Source organism: Sphingobium anseongense, from assembly GCF_037725245.1.
Lineage (GTDB): Bacteria > Pseudomonadota > Alphaproteobacteria > Sphingomonadales > Sphingomonadaceae > Sphingobium.
This window is the reverse complement of sequence record NZ_JBBJUL010000004.1, coordinates 48,982-68,646: the sequence shown is the minus strand read 5'-3', so window position 1 is coordinate 68,646 and position 19,665 is coordinate 48,982. Positions and strand designations below refer to the sequence as shown.

At 66.6% G+C, this 19,665-nt stretch carries 16 protein-coding genes; 6 read left to right on the top strand and 10 right to left on the bottom strand.

All coding sequences use genetic code 11. The features are described 5' to 3' along the window. Positions 1-57: 57 nt before the first annotated feature. The 4 genes from WG908_RS06660 to xseA form a co-directional block, all read right to left on the bottom strand. Positions 58-2,874 carry a TonB-dependent receptor domain-containing protein gene (locus WG908_RS06660; protein WP_340186052.1) on the bottom strand — a complete coding sequence of 939 codons (2,817 nt, stop codon included), beginning with the start codon at positions 2,872-2,874 and terminating at the stop codon, positions 58-60. 310 nt (positions 2,875-3,184) lie between these two features. After that, the gene (locus WG908_RS06655) at positions 3,185-3,940 is read right to left on the bottom strand and encodes a M23 family metallopeptidase (protein WP_445326675.1); all 756 of its coding nucleotides are present in this window, start codon (positions 3,938-3,940) and stop codon (positions 3,185-3,187) included. 89 nt (positions 3,941-4,029) lie between these two features. Then, the gene (locus WG908_RS06650) at positions 4,030-4,239 is read right to left on the bottom strand and encodes a DUF2093 domain-containing protein (protein WP_340185796.1); all 210 of its coding nucleotides are present in this window, start codon (positions 4,237-4,239) and stop codon (positions 4,030-4,032) included. 28 nt (positions 4,240-4,267) lie between these two features. Beyond that, positions 4,268-5,767 (bottom strand): exodeoxyribonuclease VII large subunit, encoded by a 1,500-nt coding sequence (gene xseA / locus WG908_RS06645; protein WP_340185795.1) that lies wholly within the window; start codon positions 5,765-5,767, stop codon positions 4,268-4,270. 7 nt (positions 5,768-5,774) lie between these two features. On the opposite strand from xseA, the gene purD reads away from it, so the two are divergent. After that, positions 5,775-7,052: a phosphoribosylamine--glycine ligase gene (gene purD, locus WG908_RS06640; protein WP_340185794.1), complete on the top strand. Its 1,278-nt coding sequence runs from the start codon at positions 5,775-5,777 to the stop codon at positions 7,050-7,052. A 19-nt stretch (positions 7,053-7,071) separates the two neighbouring features. Next, on the top strand, positions 7,072-7,578 hold the full coding sequence (locus WG908_RS06635) for a helix-hairpin-helix domain-containing protein (protein WP_340185793.1): 507 nt from the start codon (positions 7,072-7,074) through the stop codon (positions 7,576-7,578). 4 nt (positions 7,579-7,582) lie between these two features. Here the strand turns inward: WG908_RS06635 and WG908_RS06630 are convergent, their stop codons facing one another. From WG908_RS06630 to WG908_RS06615, 4 genes are all read right to left on the bottom strand, one after another. After that, positions 7,583-8,380 (bottom strand): inositol monophosphatase family protein, encoded by a 798-nt coding sequence (locus WG908_RS06630; protein WP_340185792.1) that lies wholly within the window; start codon positions 8,378-8,380, stop codon positions 7,583-7,585. Further along, on the bottom strand, positions 8,367-9,713 hold the full coding sequence (locus WG908_RS06625; protein ID WP_340185791.1) for a TldD/PmbA family protein: 1,347 nt from the start codon (positions 9,711-9,713) through the stop codon (positions 8,367-8,369). Before WG908_RS06625 ends, WG908_RS06630 begins: the two co-directional genes overlap by 14 nt. A gap of 76 nt (positions 9,714-9,789) precedes the next feature. After that, on the bottom strand, positions 9,790-10,689 hold the full coding sequence (gene nudC, locus WG908_RS06620) for an NAD(+) diphosphatase (RefSeq protein WP_340185790.1): 900 nt from the start codon (positions 10,687-10,689) through the stop codon (positions 9,790-9,792). After that, positions 10,676-11,737 carry an A/G-specific adenine glycosylase gene (locus WG908_RS06615; RefSeq protein ID WP_340185789.1) on the bottom strand — a complete coding sequence of 354 codons (1,062 nt, stop codon included), beginning with the start codon at positions 11,735-11,737 and terminating at the stop codon, positions 10,676-10,678. The genes nudC and WG908_RS06615 overlap by 14 nt, the downstream gene beginning before the upstream one ends. Before the next feature lie 26 nt (positions 11,738-11,763). Here WG908_RS06615 and WG908_RS06610 point away from each other — a divergent pair, with 26 nt between their 5' ends. From WG908_RS06610 to WG908_RS06595, 4 genes are read left to right on the top strand one after another with little or no spacing between them, the layout of a single operon-like run. Beyond that, positions 11,764-12,297 (top strand): DUF721 domain-containing protein, encoded by a 534-nt coding sequence (locus tag WG908_RS06610; protein WP_340185788.1) that lies wholly within the window; start codon positions 11,764-11,766, stop codon positions 12,295-12,297. A gap of 35 nt (positions 12,298-12,332) precedes the next feature. After that, entirely contained in the window at positions 12,333-12,995 is a 663-nt protein-coding gene (locus tag WG908_RS06605; RefSeq protein ID WP_340185787.1) for a DsbA family protein, read from the top strand. Positions 12,996-13,042: 47 nt separating this feature from the next. After that, the gene (locus WG908_RS06600) at positions 13,043-13,780 is read left to right on the top strand and encodes a DsbA family protein (protein ID WP_340185786.1); all 738 of its coding nucleotides are present in this window, start codon (positions 13,043-13,045) and stop codon (positions 13,778-13,780) included. A gap of 59 nt (positions 13,781-13,839) precedes the next feature. Further along, on the top strand, positions 13,840-17,277 hold the full coding sequence (locus WG908_RS06595) for a chromosome segregation SMC family protein (RefSeq protein ID WP_340185785.1): 3,438 nt from the start codon (positions 13,840-13,842) through the stop codon (positions 17,275-17,277). Positions 17,278-17,280: 3 nt separating this feature from the next. Here the strand turns inward: WG908_RS06595 and WG908_RS06590 are convergent, their stop codons facing one another. Next, positions 17,281-18,738: a phospholipase D-like domain-containing protein gene (locus WG908_RS06590; RefSeq protein ID WP_340185784.1), complete on the bottom strand. Its 1,458-nt coding sequence runs from the start codon at positions 18,736-18,738 to the stop codon at positions 17,281-17,283. Beyond that, a complete protein-coding gene (gene ubiA / locus WG908_RS06585; RefSeq protein ID WP_340185783.1) occupies positions 18,735-19,643 on the bottom strand; it encodes a 4-hydroxybenzoate octaprenyltransferase in 909 nt (302 codons plus the stop codon). The genes WG908_RS06590 and ubiA overlap by 4 nt, the downstream gene beginning before the upstream one ends. Positions 19,644-19,665: the final 22 nt, after the last annotated feature.

Sequence of the window (19,665 nt, the reverse complement as noted above, 5' to 3'; positions counted from 1 at the left end):
AAAAAAGGGGCGCGAACCGTGCGGTTCGCGCCCCTTTCATTCAGTCCCGGACAGCGATCAGAACTTCGCTGTGACACCGGCGAAGAACTGACGGCCCAGCGCATCATAAACGGTCGGGAATGTATTCGCCGCGTTATGCGTGGTGCTGCCCGCTTCGGAACCGACAACCGGCGGCTGCTTGTCGAACATATTTTCGACGCCGATCCGGAATGTCAGCGACTCTTCAATGTCGAAGGACAAGGTCGCGTCGAAATAGTTCTGCGCCTTGATCGAAGACACCAGAATGTCGGTGCCGACGTCCTGCTTGACCTTGCCGAAATATCTCCAGCGCCCCATCAGCGAAATGCCGTTCAGACCATAGGTCAGCGCCGCCACATGCTTCCATTCGGGTATGGGAGCAAGGTTGCAGGAAAAGCCGAACTTCCCTGCGCATTCCACCACGGGAACGAAGGCAGCGCCCTGTTTTGCATAGGTGTCGAGCCAGGTGCCGTTGAGGCTGAAATTCAGATTGCCCGATCCGACGCGATGATCATAGGTGATCCCGACATCGATGCCCTTCGTTTGAATGAAGGCGCTGTTGAACTGGGCCTGATCCACACCGAATTCGATCGAACCGCTCAGCGAGCCTGTCTGCCGATTGCGCGTGATCGCCTGGCAATAGGGGCTGTTGAGGTCCTGAGCCACCAAATAACAACCATCGACGACATTCTGCGGCGATCCGCCCAGAGCATCGATCGCGTTGTTGATCGTAATATCGAACCAGTCAACCGAGATCGAAAGTCCAGGAACCTGGGGCGGCGTCAGGACGACGCCGATAGTGTAGGTATCGGATTTTTCCGCATCAAGATTGAGGTTGCCACCGCCAAAGGCGTTGATCTGACCGGCAACAGGACCGGGAATATTGTTGACGTTATATGTGGAACCGGGCGCACCCGTTCCCAGGCAGAGCGCCGTGAGCGTGGCATTGCCGACCGGGGCGCCATTTGCGCAGGGATCGGTCGACAAATTGTCGATGGTCGAAACCGGGGGGGCCGTCAGCTCATAGATGTTCGGCGCACGAACGGCACGCTGATACAGCCCACGGAAGCGGACGCCGCGAACCGGCGACCAGTCGCCGCCGAACTTGTAGGCATGAACGCCACCCACGGTGGAATAATCCGAGTAGCGATAGCCCAGTTCAAGACTGAGCGATTCGAAGAACGGCTTGTCCGACACGACCGGAATACGCAATTCGCCGAATATTTCCTTGGTATCGAAATGATAGGGCGCAAGGTTAAACCCCTGACCATAGCCGATCAGGTCGCCCGATGCATATGCGTCGTCCACGGCCGTCCGCGCGCTTTCACGACGATATTCGACGCCCACGGCAAAGGCCACGGGGTTTTCCGCCCAGGGGCTGGACAGAAAATCGATGTCACCGGCCAGGGAGCCGCCAGCCACGAATTGAGTCGTCTGATCCTTCTGGCGTCCGCCGGTCAAGATGAAACCGAGCGCGTCAGGGCCGATGGGATTGCTGGTGAACAGGTTGAGCGGGACGCAGCCATTGGACGTATCGCGACACTGAATGCCATTGGGCCCCAGCACCGCATCGAGCGCCTGCGCGGTGCGCGCATAGGTGATGTCATTCAAATAGGCGATGTCGCGCTTCGACTTGCTGTATTGCGCGAAGACTTCCCAGTTGAGGTTGCTCACCTGGCCGCGCAGGCCGCCGACGACCTGCCATGCCTCGTTGTCATAGGTGGTGGTGCGGCCACCGCTCTCGACGATGCGGCGGCGGATGCCGATCGTGGTCGACCCATCAGGATTGATGATGGAATTGGGGCTGGCAAACAGCAGATCGCGCTGCTGCGGCGTCAAATAGGCATTGTCCGGCGCAATGTCGAACGGATAGCCGAAGGTGCCGGTCGGTGCGGACTGGCTGTTCACCTTGGATTTGAGATAGTTGCCGCGACCGAAGAACTCGATCCCGTCGGTCAGTTCATACCGCAGCAGCGCCGTCGCCGAATAGCGTTCCTGCGGAACGACCAGATAGTTTGGCGGCGCGTAATTATAGGGCTGGTAATAGGGCACGAAATCGTTGCCCGGCCCGATTTGATAATAGGGCGTGTCGCTATCATCGAACGTGTTGTCGATGGCGGTCGGAACAGTGGTCGAGCTGCCGCCAGGCGACAGATCGTCCGAGAAGCGCGCGGGGTTGGCATAGCGGCGGTCGCCCTGGAACACCGTCTTGCGCTTGGTGTAACCACCCGAAAGGACGATATTTCCGCGTCCGCCACCAAATTCCAGACCGCCGGTCAGCGACAGGTCATAAACGGCGCCATCGCCCCGCGATGTGATCTGCGACGAAGCATCTGCGCGAAGGCCGGTAAAGCGATCATCGAGGATGAAATTGACGACGCCTGCGACCGCATCGGAACCATAGACCGCCGACGCACCGCCGGTCAGCACATCGACACGCTTGATCAGCGCCACCGGAATGGCGTTGACGTCGACGACACCCTGGGAATCGTAAGAAACCTGGCGCTTGCCGTTGACCAGCACCAGGGTGCGGACATCGCCAAGACCGCGAAGATCGACCGTGGCAACCCCTGGATTGCCGTTGTTCACCGTGGCGGCGATAGCAGGCACGAACTGCGGATTCTGGGCAAGCAACTTCTCAACCGAAGGGGAATTGCTTTGCTTGAACTGATCTCCCGCCAGAGACGTTACCGGACTCGAGGCTTCAAGGTCGGGTCGCGAGATGCGCGAACCTGTAACGATGATGACATCGCCATCGTCCGCAGGAACCTCCTGCGCGAAAGCGCCCGCCGAACTCAGCAGAATACCGCAAGCCACATGCGCGGCGGTCGTGCGCAGAAGCGCACTCTTAGACATTTTGATCACTATCCAGTCCCTTGCTCTGGAGTAAGGACAGACGGAGTCTGCCCCTGTTTTCGCCACGCCATGAACGGAGAAAAAAGCCCGACAGCAGTTCCGTTCATGTGTGATGGACGTAATCTGCAAGCCCTCCAAAAGCCTGTAAAGCGCCGCCATCGCGAGACGGCGCTTTTGATACAAATTGTAGTAAATTTAACACAGTGACTTGCGGAAGCGCTAAAACCCTGAAACTTTGCTATTGTTCCATTGACCGTGTCCGGCCGTGTCACATTGATGCGGATGCCGATTCTTGGACGGAACAAAATGACTATTGAGCCGCCCGCGAGGCAGGCTGACTCATCGGGCCGGCGAGCAGCAGCGGATCGATCCGCGCGGCGTTCCACTTCATCCCCCAGTGCAGATGTGGCCCGGTGGCGCGACCCGTCGCGCCGATCGCGCCGATCCGCTGGCCCCGAGTCACATGATCGCCCAGCTTCACGTCGATGCGCGAAAGGTGCAGGAAGGCGCTCCCCAGACTCCGGCCGTGGTCGATCATCAGCAGCCTGCCTTCGAGCGTAAAGGGCTTGTCCGCCGCCAGCACCACGACGCCGTCGGCGGGCGCCACGACGGGATCGCCGGTCGCCCCGGCAATATCGACGCCGCCATGATAGGCGCCGGGCTGGCCCTGGTAGATGCGCTGCGCGCCGAACAGGCCCGACAGGCGGCCGATGCGCGGCCAGATGAACCGTTGCCGCCAGCCCTTTGCATCGGTGATGGTGGCGCGCGCGGCGGCGATCTGTTCCAGTTCGGCCTTGCGGATCGCCATGAAGGCCGCACTGTCCCTGGTCGGGCGCATGGGCGCGTCGATCCGTTCCAGCCGCCATGCGCGCAGCGCTATGGTCAGCGTGCGCGTCAGCAGCGCGCCATCGGCAAGGCGTGCGGCAAGCTGCGCGGTCGGGCCGGCGTCGCGGTCGAATGCGATGATGAAGCGCCCATCGGCGTCGAAGGCGACCGGCGCGTCGGCAAGCCGCAGGTCGACCGTGCCGGCAGGCGCCATGCCGATGATCACCCCGCCCTGCGTCATCGGCCCTGTAAGGATGAAATCCGCCCGCGTGGGCGAAGCGGCGAGCGGGGGCGCGCTTGCGAGCAGCGCCGCAATGGCCAGCGCGCCTGTTATAATCCTGCGCCCTGCAACTGCGCGCGGGTAGAGATTTCGGCGCTGGCATAGGGTTCCTGCCGCGCGATGCTCCAGTAACGCAGATGTTCGAGCGGGATTTTCTGCCCCGTCACCGCACACAGAACATGGTCGCCCGGCTGGAGCACACGAAAGCTATAGGCCATATAATGCAAACGGGCGGGACGGTCGCTCTGCGACATCAGCATGGGATGATTTCCTTTCTGGCGGGCACGGTCAGGAAAACAGGTCCTGCTGCCCGGCCGCCGCTTCGGCGCGCGGCTTGCGGGCGGGTTTGACTGTCATGGATATATCGCCCGACGGCGCATTCTCAAGGGGGCCGCCCCCCTCGCCCACGACCGCCGCCACCTCGCCATCGACGAACCGGAGCGTGACCGTGCCGGCCGCCCGCGCGGCCGCCGTATCGCGAACGACATGGCCGTTGGCCATCACGCGGGCAAAGCCGCGCTGAAGCGGCCGGTCGGGATCGAGCGAGACGAACAGGCGCGACAGCCGGTCGAACGCGGTCGCCCGGTCATGATGGACGCGCGCCAGATAGTCGGGTCGCAACTGCAAACGTCCCAGCCGCTCGGTCGCGCGCACGAGCGATTGGCGCAGCAGTGCCGGACGCAGCGCGCCGCCGGCCTGCCCCAGATGCGCGCGCGCATCGGCCAGGCGGTGCCGCAGGCCATTGCCGAGCGCATCGGACAAAAGATCGAGCCGTTGCCGCTGGGGTGCAAGCAGCGTGTCCAGTCCCGGCATCAGGCGCACCTGCACATCCAGTCGCTCGCGCGCCTGGGCCAGCCCCCGCCGCGCCGCGCGGTCGATCCGCAAGCCCTGTTCGGCCAGCAGGTTCAACAGTTCGGCCCGGACCGGCACCGCCATTTCCGCGGCGGCCGTGGGCGTGGGCGCGCGCCGGTCGGCGGCATAGTCGCACAGGGTCGTGTCGGTCTCATGACCCACGGCGGAAATGATCGGGATGGAACAGTCGGCCACGGCGCGGACGACGACTTCCTCATTGAATGCCCACAGATCCTCTATCGACCCGCCGCCGCGCGCGACGATGACCAGGTCGGGCCTGGGCAGCGGGCCACCCGCCGGCATCGCCGAAAAGCCGCGCACCGCCCGCGCGATCTGATCGGCGGCGCCCTGCCCCTGCACCAGCACCGGCCAGAGCAGGACATCGGTAGGGCAGCGGTCGGCCAGCCGATGCAATATGTCGCGGATCACGGCGCCGGTGGGCGACGTCACCACGCCGATCGTGCGCGGCAGGAAGGGAAGCGCGCGCCGCCGATCGGCCGCGAACAATCCCTCCGCCGCCAGCTTGGCCTTGAGCTTTTCGAGCAGCGCCATCAGCGCGCCTTCGCCCGCCAGTTCCATCCGCTCGATCACGATCTGATATTTGGACCGCCCCGGATAGGTGGTGAGCTTGCCGGTGGCGATCACCTCCACCCCGTCCTGCGGATTGAACGCCAACCGCCCGGCCCCGCCCTTCCACATCACGCCGTCGATGACCGCGCTGTCATCCTTGAGGCACAGATACAGATGCCCCGACGCGGCGCGCTTGAAGCCGGAAATCTCGCCGCGCAGCCGGACATGGCCGAACCGGTCCTCGACCGTGCGCTTGAGCAATCCCGACAATTCGCTGACGCTGAGCGGCGGCGCGTTGTCCCCCGCCCGTTCCTCCGCTAACAGGCGGCCCGACACGTCATATTGAGCTTCAGACTCCGGGAACATGGCCTAGATGAACATCCTTCTGCTTGGCGGCGGCGGCCGCGAACATGCGCTGGCGTGGAAACTGGCGCAATCGCCCCGGCTGACCGCGCTCTACGCGGCGCCGGGCAATCCGGGCATAGCGCAGCACGGTGAACTGGTCGACATCGATGCGGCGGATCATCGTGCGGTGCTCGATTTCTGTACCCGCCATTCGATCGGCCTGGTCGTGATCGGTCCCGAAGCGCCGCTGGTCGACGGCCTGGCCGACAATCTGCGCACCATGGGCGTGCCGGTGTTCGGCCCGAACCGCAAGGCGGCGCAGCTTGAAGGGTCGAAGGGCTTTACCAAGGACCTGTGCAAGCGCGCCGGCATCCCCACCGCCGCCTATGAACGGGTCAGGAGCAAGGACGGCGCCCTGGCGGCGCTCAGCGATTTTTCTCTGCCCGTGGTCATCAAGGCGGACGGGCTGGCGGCGGGCAAGGGCGTCATCATCGCCGAAACCCGCGCGGAAGCCGAAAGCGCGCTCGACACCATGTTTTCCGGCGCGTTCGGCGCGGCAGGCGAAGAGGTGGTGATCGAAGAATTTATGTCCGGCGAGGAAGCGAGCTTCTTCGCCCTGACCGATGGCAGGGCGATCCTGCCCTTTGGTTCCGCGCAGGATCACAAGCGCGTGGGCGATGGCGACACCGGACCCAATACCGGCGGCATGGGCGCCTACAGCCCCGCCCGCGTCCTTACCCCCGAACTGGAGCGGGAGGTGATCGAGCGGATCATCCGCCCCACGGTCGAAACGCTGGCGGCCGATGGCATGCCCTATTCGGGCGTCCTGTACGCCGGGCTGATGCTGACCGATGAAGGCCCCAAGCTCATCGAATATAACGCCCGGTTCGGCGACCCCGAGTGCCAGGTGCTGATGATGCGGTTCGATGGCGACCTGGTCGACCTGTTGCTGAGCGTGGCGCAAGGCACGCTGGCCGACCAGGGGCCCGTGGAGCTGTCGGAGCGAACGGCGCTGACGGTGGTGATGGCGGCGAAAGGCTATCCCGGCACACCGGAAAAGGGCGGCGCGATCGGCGGCATCGATGCGGCCGAAGCGGCAGGCGCGATGGTGTTCCACGCCGGCACGACGATCAGGGACGGGCGACTGATCGCCAATGGCGGCCGCGTGCTGAACGTCACCGCAGCCGGCGGATCGGTCGGCCAGGCGCAGGCGGCGGCCTATGCGGCCGTCGATGCGATCGCCTTTGCGACCGGTTTCTGCCGCCGCGACATCGGCTGGCGCGAAATCGCGCGCGAAGCGGAATGAAGAGAGAAAGGACAGGCACATGCAGCAATTTTTGATGGATTATGGCTTGTGGCTGCTGGCCGCGCTGCTGATCATCATCGCAGTGGTTTTCCTGTTGTCGCGCAAGGGCGATGCGCCCCATGAAGCAGCGCCGCCAGCGCCGCAAGCCGCAGTGCCCCCCGCCATCGCGCCGGTCGAGGCGGGGCCGGTCGCCCTTGCGCCGCAAGCCGCGCCGGTGGAGCTTGCCGCCGCCCCGCCGCCCGCTACCGTCCCGATCTCGCCATCGGTCACGATGCCGGCGGATGCCGAAGCCGACGACATCCTGCGGCTCAAGGGCGTCGGACCCAAGCTGCGCACGCTGCTGATCGAACTGGGAGTGACCCGCTATGCGCAGATCGCGGCGTGGTCTGAGGCTGACCTGGCCATGATCGACGCGAAGCTCGGTAATTTCAAGGGGCGCCCGGTGCGCGACCAGTGGATCGACCAGGCGAAATATCTTGCCGCAGGCGACACCGCCGGGTTCGAGGCGAAATACGGCAAGATCTGACCGTTCAATGTGCGCCCAATATATCGCGCGCACGCGGCGCCAGTCGTTCGACCGCCGCCGAATGAATGCCGGGCGCGCAGCACAGGACGCCAAATGCCGTTGGCTTGGGCCGGTTGAATGACAAAGACCGGCCCAGCGCATCGGTGATGCTCGCGCCCGCTTCCTGCGCGATCAGCGCGGCGGCAGCGATATCCCATTCATTGCCCCAGCGCACCGTTGCGACCAGATCCGCTTCGTCGGCGGCCACCATCGCCATGCGCAGCGCGATGCTGTTGGGCTTTTCGACCGCAACCAGATCGCGATCCGCGTGCGGCAACTGGTCGGCGGGCACGCGCGCGCCGGCAAACACGCCGCGCCGGCTGGCGACGAGCGATACGCCGTTGCGCACTGCGCCCCGCCCGGCCCGCGCCACCCATAATTCGTTGCGCGCCGGAGCGGCCAGGATGCCGAGCCGGACCTCGCCATCCTCGATCAGCGCCACCGACACAGCCCAGCCCGGCCGGCCACGCAGATAATCGCGCGTGCCGTCGATCGGATCGACCACCCACACCCGCGACCGGTCCAGCCGATGCACGGTGTCGGCCGTTTCCTCCGACAGCCAGCCGGCCTGCGGGTCGAGCGCGGACAGGCTGGTCCGCAGCATCGCGTCTATTTCCATGTCGGCCTCGCACACCGGATGGCCAGGTTCCTTTTCCCACTGGCGCACCTGCGTGCGCCCGCCCGCCCACAGCGTCAGCGCCCGGTCGGCAGCGTCGGCCACCGCGGCGATCACCGCGCGATCATGATCGTCACGCTCCGGCAACGGTCATTCCATCGACCCGCAGCGTCGGCGCGTTCACGGCATAGCGGAACTGAAGATCGTTGGCGGGCACCAGCGCGCGGAACATCTCGCGCAAATGGCCCGCAATGGTGATTTCCGACACCGCCTGCACCACGCCGCCATTTTCGATCAGGAAGCCCGATGCCCCCCGGCTATAATCGCCCGTCACCGTGTTGACGCCCATACCAATTAATTCAGTGATGTAGAGACCATGCTTTACATCGGCCATCAGGTCACCAGGCGTTATGTCCCCTGCTTCCATATGAACATTGCTGACCCCCGCTCCCGGTGAGCCGCTTGCGCCCCGGCTGGCATGGCCGGTAGGGGCCAGCCCCAGCTGCCGCGCCGACGCGCTGTCGAGCAGCCAGCCGGTCAGCACGCCCCGGTCGATCAGCGCGCGCCTGGCGGTGGGCAGGCCTTCGCCGTCGAACGGGCGCGAGCGAAGCCCGCGCGGCCGCAGCGGATCGTCGATGATGGTGACGGCGCTGTCGAACAGCGCTTCGCCCAGCGCATCGAGCAGGAAGCTGGACCGCCGCGCGATCGCGGGGCCGACGATCCCGCTCATCATATGGCCGATCAGGCTGGAAGCGACGCGCGGATCGAAGATGATCGGCATGACGCCGCTGTCGACCCGGATCGGATTGAGCCGTGCGACCGCCCGCTGCCCCGCCCGCACGCCGATCGATTCAGCATCGTCCAGATCCTCCAGATGCCGGACCGAATGGCTGGCATAGTCGCGCTGCATGTCCGCGCCGCTGCCTGCCAGCACGCTGGCATAGGTGGAGTGCGCGGTTCCGGCATAGCAGCCGGCAAAGCCGTGGCTGGTGACCAGCGCCATCTGGCTGCGGCTGCTCGACGCGCCGCCGCCCTCGCTGTTGGTGATGCCCGGCACTCCCCGCGCGGCCGCTTCGGCGATGAGGGCGCGTTCGCGCAGGGCGGCGGGGGCCGGCTCCTCATCATCGGCAAGGTCGAGCGCGGGCGCCCGCTTGCGCATCAGCCGATCTTCAGGCGCAAGGCCGGCAAAGGGGTCCTCGGGGGCCTCGCGCGCCATTGCGGCGCAACGGTCGACCAGCGTCGCGAGAGTCGCGGGGTTCATGTCGGATGCCGAAATCGTCGCGGACCGGCGGCCGATAAAGACGCGAAGGCCAATTTCCTCGCCCTCGGATCGTTCGACATCCTCGAGCGCGCCCAGCCGCACCGACACATTGGTCGACGCATTGCAGACATAGACGGCATCGGCCGCATCCGCACCCGCCCGACGCGCCGCCGTCACCAGATCTTCGGCACGGGTGCGGGCTTCGTCCAGGCTGAGCATATGTTTGGGATAATCCGTTATAAAATGACGTCTGCGGCCTTACGCCTTGGAACGATGGCGCGCAATGCGGCGCGGTTCAGCGGGCGGTCACCGGTTGCCGGTCCAGCCAATGTTGCAGCAGATGCCGGGCCACCGCCATAGGGGGCGGCGCGATGAACGGCGCGTCGGGATCACCCGCCAGCGCCGCGCGCACCCCGGCCGCGTCGCACCAGATGGCATGTTCGATCTCGGTTTCGTCCAGCGTCAACGTGTCGTCGTCGGTCTGCGCCATGCACGCGATCATCAGCGACGAAGGGAAGGGCCAGGGCTGGCTCATCACATAACGCACCGAATGGGCGGTAATCCCCGCTTCCTCCCACAGCTCCCGCGCCACGGCTTCCTCGATCGTCTCGCCAGGCTCCACGAACCCTGCGAGCGCCGAATATCGTCCCGCCGGAAAGCGCGGCTGGCGGCCCAGCAATATGCGGCCGCCATGTTCGGCCAGCATGATGGTCACGGGATCGACACGGGGAAAATGTTCTGCCTGGCACCCCGAACAGCGTCGCGACCAGCCGCCCTTGTGCGGCGCGGTTACAGCACCGCATGCGGCGCAAAATCCATGACGCGCATGCCAGTCGATCAGGCTGCGGGCCGTGCCGTAGAGCGCCAGCTGATCGGCGGCGAGCAGCGGCGCGAGCGCCCACAGTTCGGGTGAAAATGTCGCTCCATGCGGCACATCGCGCGATAGCAGCGCGAAAATCGGCGTGTCGTCATCGACGCCCAACAGGACATGATCCTCCACCAGCGCCCCTGGCGGCAACGGCTCGGTCGCCAGCCGGTCGCCCTGCGCCAGCGCCCCCAGCCCGTCGAGCACCAGCCGCCGCGCCTTGGAAAAGGCGAAGGCCTGCGCCAGCAGCGCCGGATTGCCGCGAACATGATCGGCACGGTCGAGCGTGCCGCCGACGAAACCGGGCGGTGCATGGTCAGGCATGGTCATGGCATTTCCTTTGCGTGAGCACCGCGTCGGCGGCGCGACGAAATAATGTGGGCAATCCGGCCTCGTCCAGCCGCTCGACCGGCCACCATTCGCCGGGGCCGGACGGCTGCTGTCCGGCGTCGGTCCAGTGCATGGTCAGCGCCAGCGAAAAATGCGTGAAGACATGATCCACCGGATCGGCGATCGTGCGCCAGTCCGCCGTGAGCGGCGACCGCGGATCGGGCGCCGCACTCCAGTCCGACGACGGCAATGCGCGCATCCCCCCGAGCAGGCCCTTGTCGGGGCGGCGGATCAACCACACATGCCGGTCCCGTTCGATCCACCAGCCATGGCCCAGGCGATGTGGCCGCGGCTTTTTGGCCGCCTTGACGGGAAACGCCGCCGGATCGGCTGTAGCGACGGCCGCGCAATCGGCACGCAGCGGGCAAATGCCGCAGGCCGGGCTGCGGCTGGTGCAGATGGTTGCGCCCAGGTCCATCATCGCCTGCGCGAAGTCGCCCGCGCGCGCATCGGGCGTGATCCGGTCGGCAGCGGCGCGAATTTGAGAGCGGCCCGCGGGCAAGGGCGTGGCGATCGCGAACAGCCGAGCCACCACCCGCTCTACATTGGCGTCGACGACGACCGCGCGCCGGCCAAACGCAATCGCGGCGATGGCGGCGGCGGTGTAGGCGCCCACGCCCGGCAGGCTGAGCAGGCCAGCTTCCGAATCGGGAAATTCGCCCCCATGATCGCGCACCACCATCCGGGCGCAGGCCAGCAGGTTGCGGGCGCGGGCATAATAGCCAAGCCCCGCCCATGCGGCCATCAGGTCGGCGTCGGTCGCGCCCGCGAGCGATTCGACGGTCGGCCAGCGCGCCGTGAACCGGTCGAAGTAGGGACCGGCGGCGGCCACGGTCGTTTGTTGCAGCATCACTTCGGACAGCCACACCCGATAGGGATCGGTCGCGTTCGCGCCCGGTGCCGCGCGCCACGACAGGGTGCGGGCATGGACATCATAATGGGCAAGCAGATCGCGGGCAATTTTCTGGTCGGGCATCTCGACGGGCATTGCCGCCCTATGCCATTAAGGGCGGCATGACGGAACGCCCCCCAACGAAGAATATCAAGCCCGTCCCAGCCGAGCGGCCGCGCACCGGGGGCCCGCGCGCGATTGCGGACCTGATGCCGGAAATCGGCCGCGCCGCCTTCCGCAAATTCGGCTTCGTGCAATCGAGTATCGTCACGCGCTGGGCCGACATCGTCGGGCCGCATTATGCCGACATTTCTATGCCTGAATTTATCCGCTTTCCCGTGGGCAAGAAGGCCGAAGGCACGCTCCAGCTTACGGTGATGAGCGGCCATGCACCGATGATCCAGCACGCTCTGCCCGACATCATCGAACGGGTGAACCGCTTCTTTGGCTACAAGGCGATCGCGAAGGTCGCCATGCGCCAGGGCGACTTCACACCCTCCCCGCCCGATCGCCGGCCCCCGCCCCGGAACCTCAAGCCCCTGCCCGTCGAACTGGGCGATTCGCTGCGCGATATCGGCGACCCGGAACTGCGCGCCGTGCTGGAATCGATGGCGCAGGGGCTGGTCAATTCCGCCGGTCCGCCCAAGATCGGCTGATCCTCACCCCCCGTTGCCAACGCTGGATGCATATCATGATCAAGCCCTTCCTGGCCCTGACCCTGCTGTTCGCGGCCCCCGCCCTGGCCGCTGCCCCCGACTGGACGACGCGCGTCACCATGTCCCCCATCGGCGGCCACGTACTTGGCAACCCCCTCGCCCCGACCAGGCTGGTCGAATATGTGAGCTATACCTGCAATCACTGCGCGCACTTCGTCGCCGAAGCGACCGGCCCGCTCAAGGCCGGCTATGTCAGGGGCGGCAAGGTCAGCGTCGAAGTGCGCAACGCCATACGCGACAAATATGACCTGACCGCCGCCCTGCTCGCCCGATGCGGCGGCAAGGCGCGCTTCATCGGCAATCATGAGGCGATGTTCGCCAATCAGGACGCCTGGATGCCGCAACTGGCGGCTTATGACAGCGCGGGCGACAAGCCGACCGAGGAAAAGGCGGCGCTGCGCGACATCGGCCGAAAGACCGGCCTGTACACGCTGATGGGCACGCGCGGTTTTTCATCGCGGCAGCTTGACGCATGCGTCAACGACCCGGCGGCGATGAAGCAGATTCTGGCCATGACCAAGGACGCCTGGCAGACGCTGAAGATTCACGGCACGCCCGCCTTCACGATCAACGGCGCGCTGATCGAGGGGGCGAACTGGTCGGCGCTGCGCTCCGCATTGCCGACGCCCGTCAACTGAACTAGACCTGCCGCTTAAAAGCGCCTCACAGGAGCAACGCCTTTCCCATGACGTCTCTTTCCAAATTCTCGATGCTAGCCCTTGCCCTGTCTCTCGCCGCGTGCGGCACCCAAGACGGCAACATTTCCGCCGCCAATGGCGAACCCGTCGCCGCCGTCGCGCCTCCGGCCGGATCGAGCTGGTCGGAAACCGTCGCCGATACACCCGACGGCAATTTCCTCATGGGCAATCCGGCGGCCAAGGTGAAGCTGGTCGAATTCGGGTCCTATACCTGTAGCCATTGCAAAGACTTCAGCGCCGAGGCGAGCGAGGAAATCCGCAAGCTGGTCGACACGGGCAAGATGAGCTTCGAGTTCCGCCCCTATGTCCGCGACCCGATCGACCTGGCGACGGCCCTGCTGGCGCGCTGCGGGGGCAAGGATATCTTCTATCCGCTGTCCGAACAATTCTTCGCCAACCAGGCGGCGATGTTCGAAAAGGCGCAGGCGCTGGGCGACGCCGGCTATCAGGCCGCTGTCAGCGCGCCGCCGGCCGAACGGTCGGTACGGCTGGCCAGCGGCGTTGGCCTTATAGATTTCGCCAAGCAACGCGGCATTTCGGAAAATCAGGCGCGTCAGTGCCTGGCCGACGTTCCCGCCGCCGAAAAGATCGCGGCGGGCGTGCAAAAGGCGACGACCGATTATCAACTCAGCGGAACGCCCAGTTTCCTGATCAACGGCGTGCTGGTCGACAATGTCGCGAACTGGGCGTCTTTGCAGCCCAAATTGCGTGAAGCGGGCATCTGATTGGTCCGGGGGGACCGTCCTGCTCGGTTGATCCCATTCGCTGAGGGCGGAGCGTTGCCGTGCAGATAAGGCGGCTCAAGCTTTCGGGCTTCAAGAGCTTCGTCGACGCGACCGAATTGCGGATCGAGCCGGGTCTGACCGGCATCGTCGGACCTAACGGCTGCGGCAAGTCCAACCTGCTGGAGGCGATCCGATGGGTGATGGGCGAATCGAGCGCCAAGTCCATGCGCGGCGGCGGCATGGACGATGTGATCTTCGCCGGCACCGCCACGCGCGCCCGTCGCGACTTCGCCGAAGTGTCACTCCATACGGTGCAGGATCAGGGCGATCTGTTTTCCGCCGTCGATGTAGGCGCGGATGGCGAGGTGGAAATCATCCGCCGGATCGAGCGCGGCGCGGGCAGCGCCTACCGAGCCAATGGCCGGGACGTGCGCGCCAAGGATGTGGCGCTGATCTTCGCCGATGCGGCGACCGGCCCGCATAGTCCCGCGCTCGTCAGCCAGGGCAAGATCGCCGCCGTCATCGCCGCCCGGCCGCAGGAACGCCGCGCGATGCTGGAGGAGGCGGCGGGCATCGCCGGCCTGCATGTGCGCCGCCGCGACGCCGAACAGAAGCTGCGCGCCGCCGAGGCCAACCTTACCCGGCTGGACGAGATATTGGCGGACATGGACGTGCGCGCCAATGCGCTGCGGCGGCAGGCGAAGGCGGCCGAACGCTATATCCGCCTGTCGGAACAGATCCGCGTCGCCGAAGCGCGCGTCCTGTTCGCGCGCTGGCGCGAAGCCGCCGCGAGCGCGCAAGCGGCGCGGGCGCAGGCGCAGCAGGCCGAAGCCGCCGTCCTTGCGGCGCAGGAGAGCCAGCAGGCCGCCGCCGTCCATGCCGAAGCGGCCATCCGCACCTTGGCCGATCGCCGCGCAGAAGCGCAGGCCGCGCGCGATGCGGCAAGCGAGGCAAATCACACGCTGACGGTGCTGCGCGCCGAACATGAGAGCGTTGTTCGCCGCATCGCCGACCTGACGGCGCAGGCCGAACGGCTGGAGGAGGATCGCGCGCGCGAAGGATCGCTGGCGCATGATGCGGCGCAGGCAATCGAACGCCTGGGCGCGGAAGCGGTCGCGCTCAAGACGCGCATCCTCGAAGCACAGGCTGCGCTGCCCGATCTTGCCGCGCGCATCGGCGAGGCCGAAAACGCCGCGCGCGATGCGGAACTGGAACTGGCGAAGGCGATGGCCCGGCAGGCAGGCGAGCAGGCGGAATTGCGCGTGGTCGAAGCCGCGATGGTCAGCGCGCGCAACCGGCTCGACCGCACCGGATCGGCCGTGGCGAAGCTGGAAGCCGAGGCGCAGGCGCTGCCCGACGCCAAACCGGTCGAAGCGCGGCGCGCCCAAGCATTGGCGGCGCAACAAGCCGCATCGAGCGACAGGGCCGAAGCCGAACGGCTGATCGGCGAGGCCGAAGCGGCACGACAAGAAGCGAGCGCGGCAAGCGCCACCGCCCAGGCCGCGCTGGCGTCGGCGCGCGCGACGCTGGCGGCGCTCGATAGCGAAGCGGCGGCGCTGGTCCGCGCGGTGGAAACGGGCGGCGACCGCAACCGGGCGCTGGACCGCCTGAAGGCCGCGCCGGGCTATGAGCGGGCGCTGGCCGCCGCGCTGGGGGACGATTTGGAGGCTGCCATCGGCGCGGAGGGAAAGCGGCGCTGGGCCGGTGCGGCGGTGCCGGACAGCGATCCGCCGCTGCCCCCCGGTTGCAGGGCGCTGGCCGCTCATGTCACCGCGCCGCCCGAACTGGCAAGACGGCTCGCCCAGGTGGCGGTGGCGAATTGCGATGACGGGCAGACGCTTGGCGTCGGCCAGAGGCTGGTGACGACCGATGGGCAGTTGCGCCGGTGGGACGGCTATGTCGCCGTCGAGGGCGGTGCGGCGGCGGCCGAGCGGCTGATCCGGCTCAACCGGCTGGACGCCATCGCCGCGCTCCGACCGGCGGCGGCGGAGATGGTGGACGCCGCGGCGGCGGCAGGGGCGCGGTCCCATGCGGCGGAACAGGCGGCGGGCGCCGCCCTCGCCCAAGCGCGCGCGGCGCTGGCCGACGCCGATCAGCGCTTGCGCACGGCGTTGCGCCTGGGCGACGAGGCCACCACCGCGCTGGAACGGCTGGCCGGCAGGCGCGAGGGCGTTGAAGAGCGACTGGCCGAAGCGCGGCGCGAATGCGGCCATGCGTCGGGCGAACATGACCGGGCGCAAGCCGCGCGCGCGGCGCTGCCGGACGGCGCCGAAACCCGCGCGCTGGTCACAGCGCTCAGCCAGGCCAGCGAACAGGCGCGCGCAGCCGTCAGCCGGTTGCAGGCCGAGCGGGCCATGGCGGAGCGGAGCATCGCCAGCGACCGCGAGCGTTTGAGCGCGGCGGAAGCCGATATCCGTGGCTGGCGCGGCCGGGCGGGCGAGGCAGCCAAGCGGATCGCCGGAATGGCCGCGCGGTGCGAGAGCATCGCCGCCCAGCGACAGTCGCTTGAGGGTCAGCCAGATGCGCTGGCCGCGGCCATCGCCGATCTCGCGCAAAGCGGCGCGACGCTTGGCCAGGCGGCAACCGCGGCGCATGAAGCCCAAGCGCTGGCGGAAAGGACGCTGCGCGAGGCCGAGCGCGAGGCAAGCGATGCCGGCGAAACGCTGGCGGCAGCGCGCGAGGCGCGCGCCGGAGCGGTGGCGCGTGCCGATGCCGCCGACGAACGGCGGGTCGAAACCAATCGCCTGTCGGGCGAGCGCTTCGAATGTCCGCCGCCGCTTCTTCCCGAGCGGCTGGGCTTTGCCAGCGGCGACATCCGCATCGCCCAGACCGAGCTTGAAGAGCATGACCGATTGCACGCGGAGCGCGAGCGGATCGGCCCGGTCAACCTGGTCGCGGCGCAGGAACTGGACGAGATGGAAACGACCCAGGCGGCGAGCCGCGCCGAAAGCGAGGAACTGACCCAGGCGATCAACCGGCTGCGCGGGTCGATCGGCAGCCTCAATCGCGAGGGACGGCAACGGTTGCTGGCAGCGTTCGAGGCGGTGGATGGTCATTTTCGTCGCCTGTTCACCACATTGTTCAATGGCGGCCAGGCGCATCTGGAACTGATCGACAGCGACGATCCGCTGGAGGCGGGGCTGGAGATCATGGCTCAGCCGCCGGGCAAGAAGCTGGCCGCGCTGACATTGCTGTCGGGCGGGGAGCAGGCACTGACCGCCGTGGCTCTCATCTTCGGCCTGTTTCTGACCAATCCCGCGCCGATCTGTGTGCTGGACGAAGTCGATGCGCCGCTCGACGACGCCAATGTCGAGCGCTTCTGCGATCTGCTCGACGCCATGGTGGCGCAAACCCGGACCCGATATCTGATCGTGACCCACAATGCCGTCAGCATGGCGCGGATGCATCGCCTGTTCGGCGTGACGATGGTGGAGCCGGGCGTCAGCCGGCTGGTGTCGGTCGATCTGGGCGGCGCCGAAGCGCTGCTGGGCGCATGATCGTCAGTCGCGCTTCATCCAGCCCGTCATGCGTCGGAACAGGCCGCGCTGGTCGATCGCTTCGAACATTTCTTCGGGCCCTTCAGGGTCCAGCACTTCATTGTCGGCCAGCCAGGCCTGCACATCGTTGAGGTTGGGCGTGACATAGGGCCGCAGCGTCCGCCCCGCCTTGTCCCGCATCTCCTCGATCCCGGCGATCAGGCCGCGATCGGCGATCACCGTCGCCACCCGCTCACGCGGCAGGTCGAGATGTTCGGCGATCAAAGCGTCGCGCATGGCGACGATCGCCGGCCCGTGCGCGCCATTGGCCGGAAGATCGGTATCGATGGTCACGTCGCATTCGGTGTCGAGCCGCATCGAACGATTGTTCATGTTCGATGAGCCGACGCGCAGCACCCGGTCATCGACGATCAATATCTTGGCATGGATATAGATGGGGGCGCCGCGCGCGGTGAAGCTGTGATAGATGCGGAAGCGGTTATGGGTATCGCGCCTGCGGAGCGCTTCGAACAGGCGGGCGCGGGCGGTGTCCATCGCCTGCTGCTCCAGCCAGCCGTCCGCCTCCTGCGGATTGACGATGACGATGTCGGGGCCGTCCGGATCGCCCAGCCGCGCCGCGATCGCCTCGGCAATGCGGCGCGACGCGAAATATTGGCTTTCGGCATAGATGCAATGGCGTGCGGACGCGATCTGGCGGCAATAGAGCCGCTCGATCTCGGTCAGCGCCTCCTGGTCGTCCATGGCGGGCGCACTGCGCGAGATGGCGACATCGACACTTTCGAACTGCACCGGCAGGGCGTCGGGCCAGCAATCATATATATCCCTGACCGGATCCAGATCGCCACCGCCCGCAGCGGTCCAGCGGGCGCGGGCATGATCGCCGAGCGCCGCCGCGACCGGTCCCTTGAGCGCGGTCGTGGCGTCATGCCATGGGCCATAGGCCGACCCGTCGGGATGACGGCGGCCCGGTTCGTCGTCGCGATGATGGCGCGTGTCCCAACGGTCGCCGGTCATGTCGATGCCGCCGCAAAAGGCGAAACAGTCGTCGATCACCACGATTTTCTGATGATGCGATGCCGCGGGCGGATGATGCCCGTCGAGCTTCACATGAATACGCGGATGGCGCATCCATTTAAGGATGGTGAAGGGGGTGGTGCCACGGAACATCGCCTTGATGGCGCCCACATCCCAGCGAAGCAGATAAACCTCCAGTTCGGGACGTTCATCGACCAGCCAGGAGATGAAATCGCCGACGATGACGGGAGCGTCATCCCGCGCCTCATCCTCGCGCAGCAAGGCGATGCGGGCATCGAAATCCCATCCGATCAGCATGATCCGCCGCTGTGCCTTCAGCATCGCCGACCGGGCGTAGCGGAAATAATCCTCCGCATCGACGATCACGCTGGCGCGATCCGCGCGCTCGATGCGCCAGCAATCCTCTCCGGGGACCAGCATGGTCATGCCGCGCCCACGACCAGGCAGGCGAGGAACATCAGCAAGCCGGCGAAGCGGTTGGAACGGAATTTGACGAGGGGGTCGGCGCCGTCCTCCCGCAAGGTCGCAACCTGCCACACAAGATGCGCGGCGACGGGACCAAGCGCGAGCAACGCCAGCGGCTGCGGTCTGACCTGCCAGATGGCGGCGGCCCACAGCACGATCGCGAGCAGATAGCACAAGGCGACGCCGCCCCGGACATGCCGCCCCATCGCCAGCGCGCTGGACCCTATTCCCACCAGCGCGTCATCCTCCCGGTCCTGCAATGCGTAGATGGTGTCGTACCCCACGACCCAGACGATCGATCCGGCGTAGAGCAGCAAGCCCGGCACGGCAAGCGCACCTGCGACTTCGCTCCAACCGACCAGCGCCGCCCAGGAAAAAACCAGACCGAGCCAGATCTGGGGCCACCAGGTGATCCGTTTCATGAAGGGATAGGCCGCGACGGGCGCCAGGCTGGCGAGCGCGATAATCTGAGCGAAGGGGCGAAGCTGGAGCAGCACGACAAGGCCGACAAGACTGAGCGCCACCAGCCAGGCCCAGGCGAGCCGGAGCGACACCGCCCCGCTTGCCAACGGACGCGAAGCGGTGCGCGCCACCCGCGCATCGAGATCGCGGTCGACGATATCGTTGAACACGCAGCCCGCGCCGCGCATGGCAACGCTGCCCAGCAGCAGCCAGAGGATGAGCGGCCAGCGGGTTACCGCACCGCCCGCCAGCGCGACGCTCCAGGCGCCGGGCCAGAACAGCAGCCACCAGCCGATCGGCCGGTCGAACCGCGCGAGCAACGCCAGCGCGCGGGGCGTTTCGGGAAGCCGCGTGAGCAGGCTGCGCGCCTGGCTGTCGGGCACTATCTGTTCGATTGATTTCACTCCCTGCGACCCGCGCTTGTCG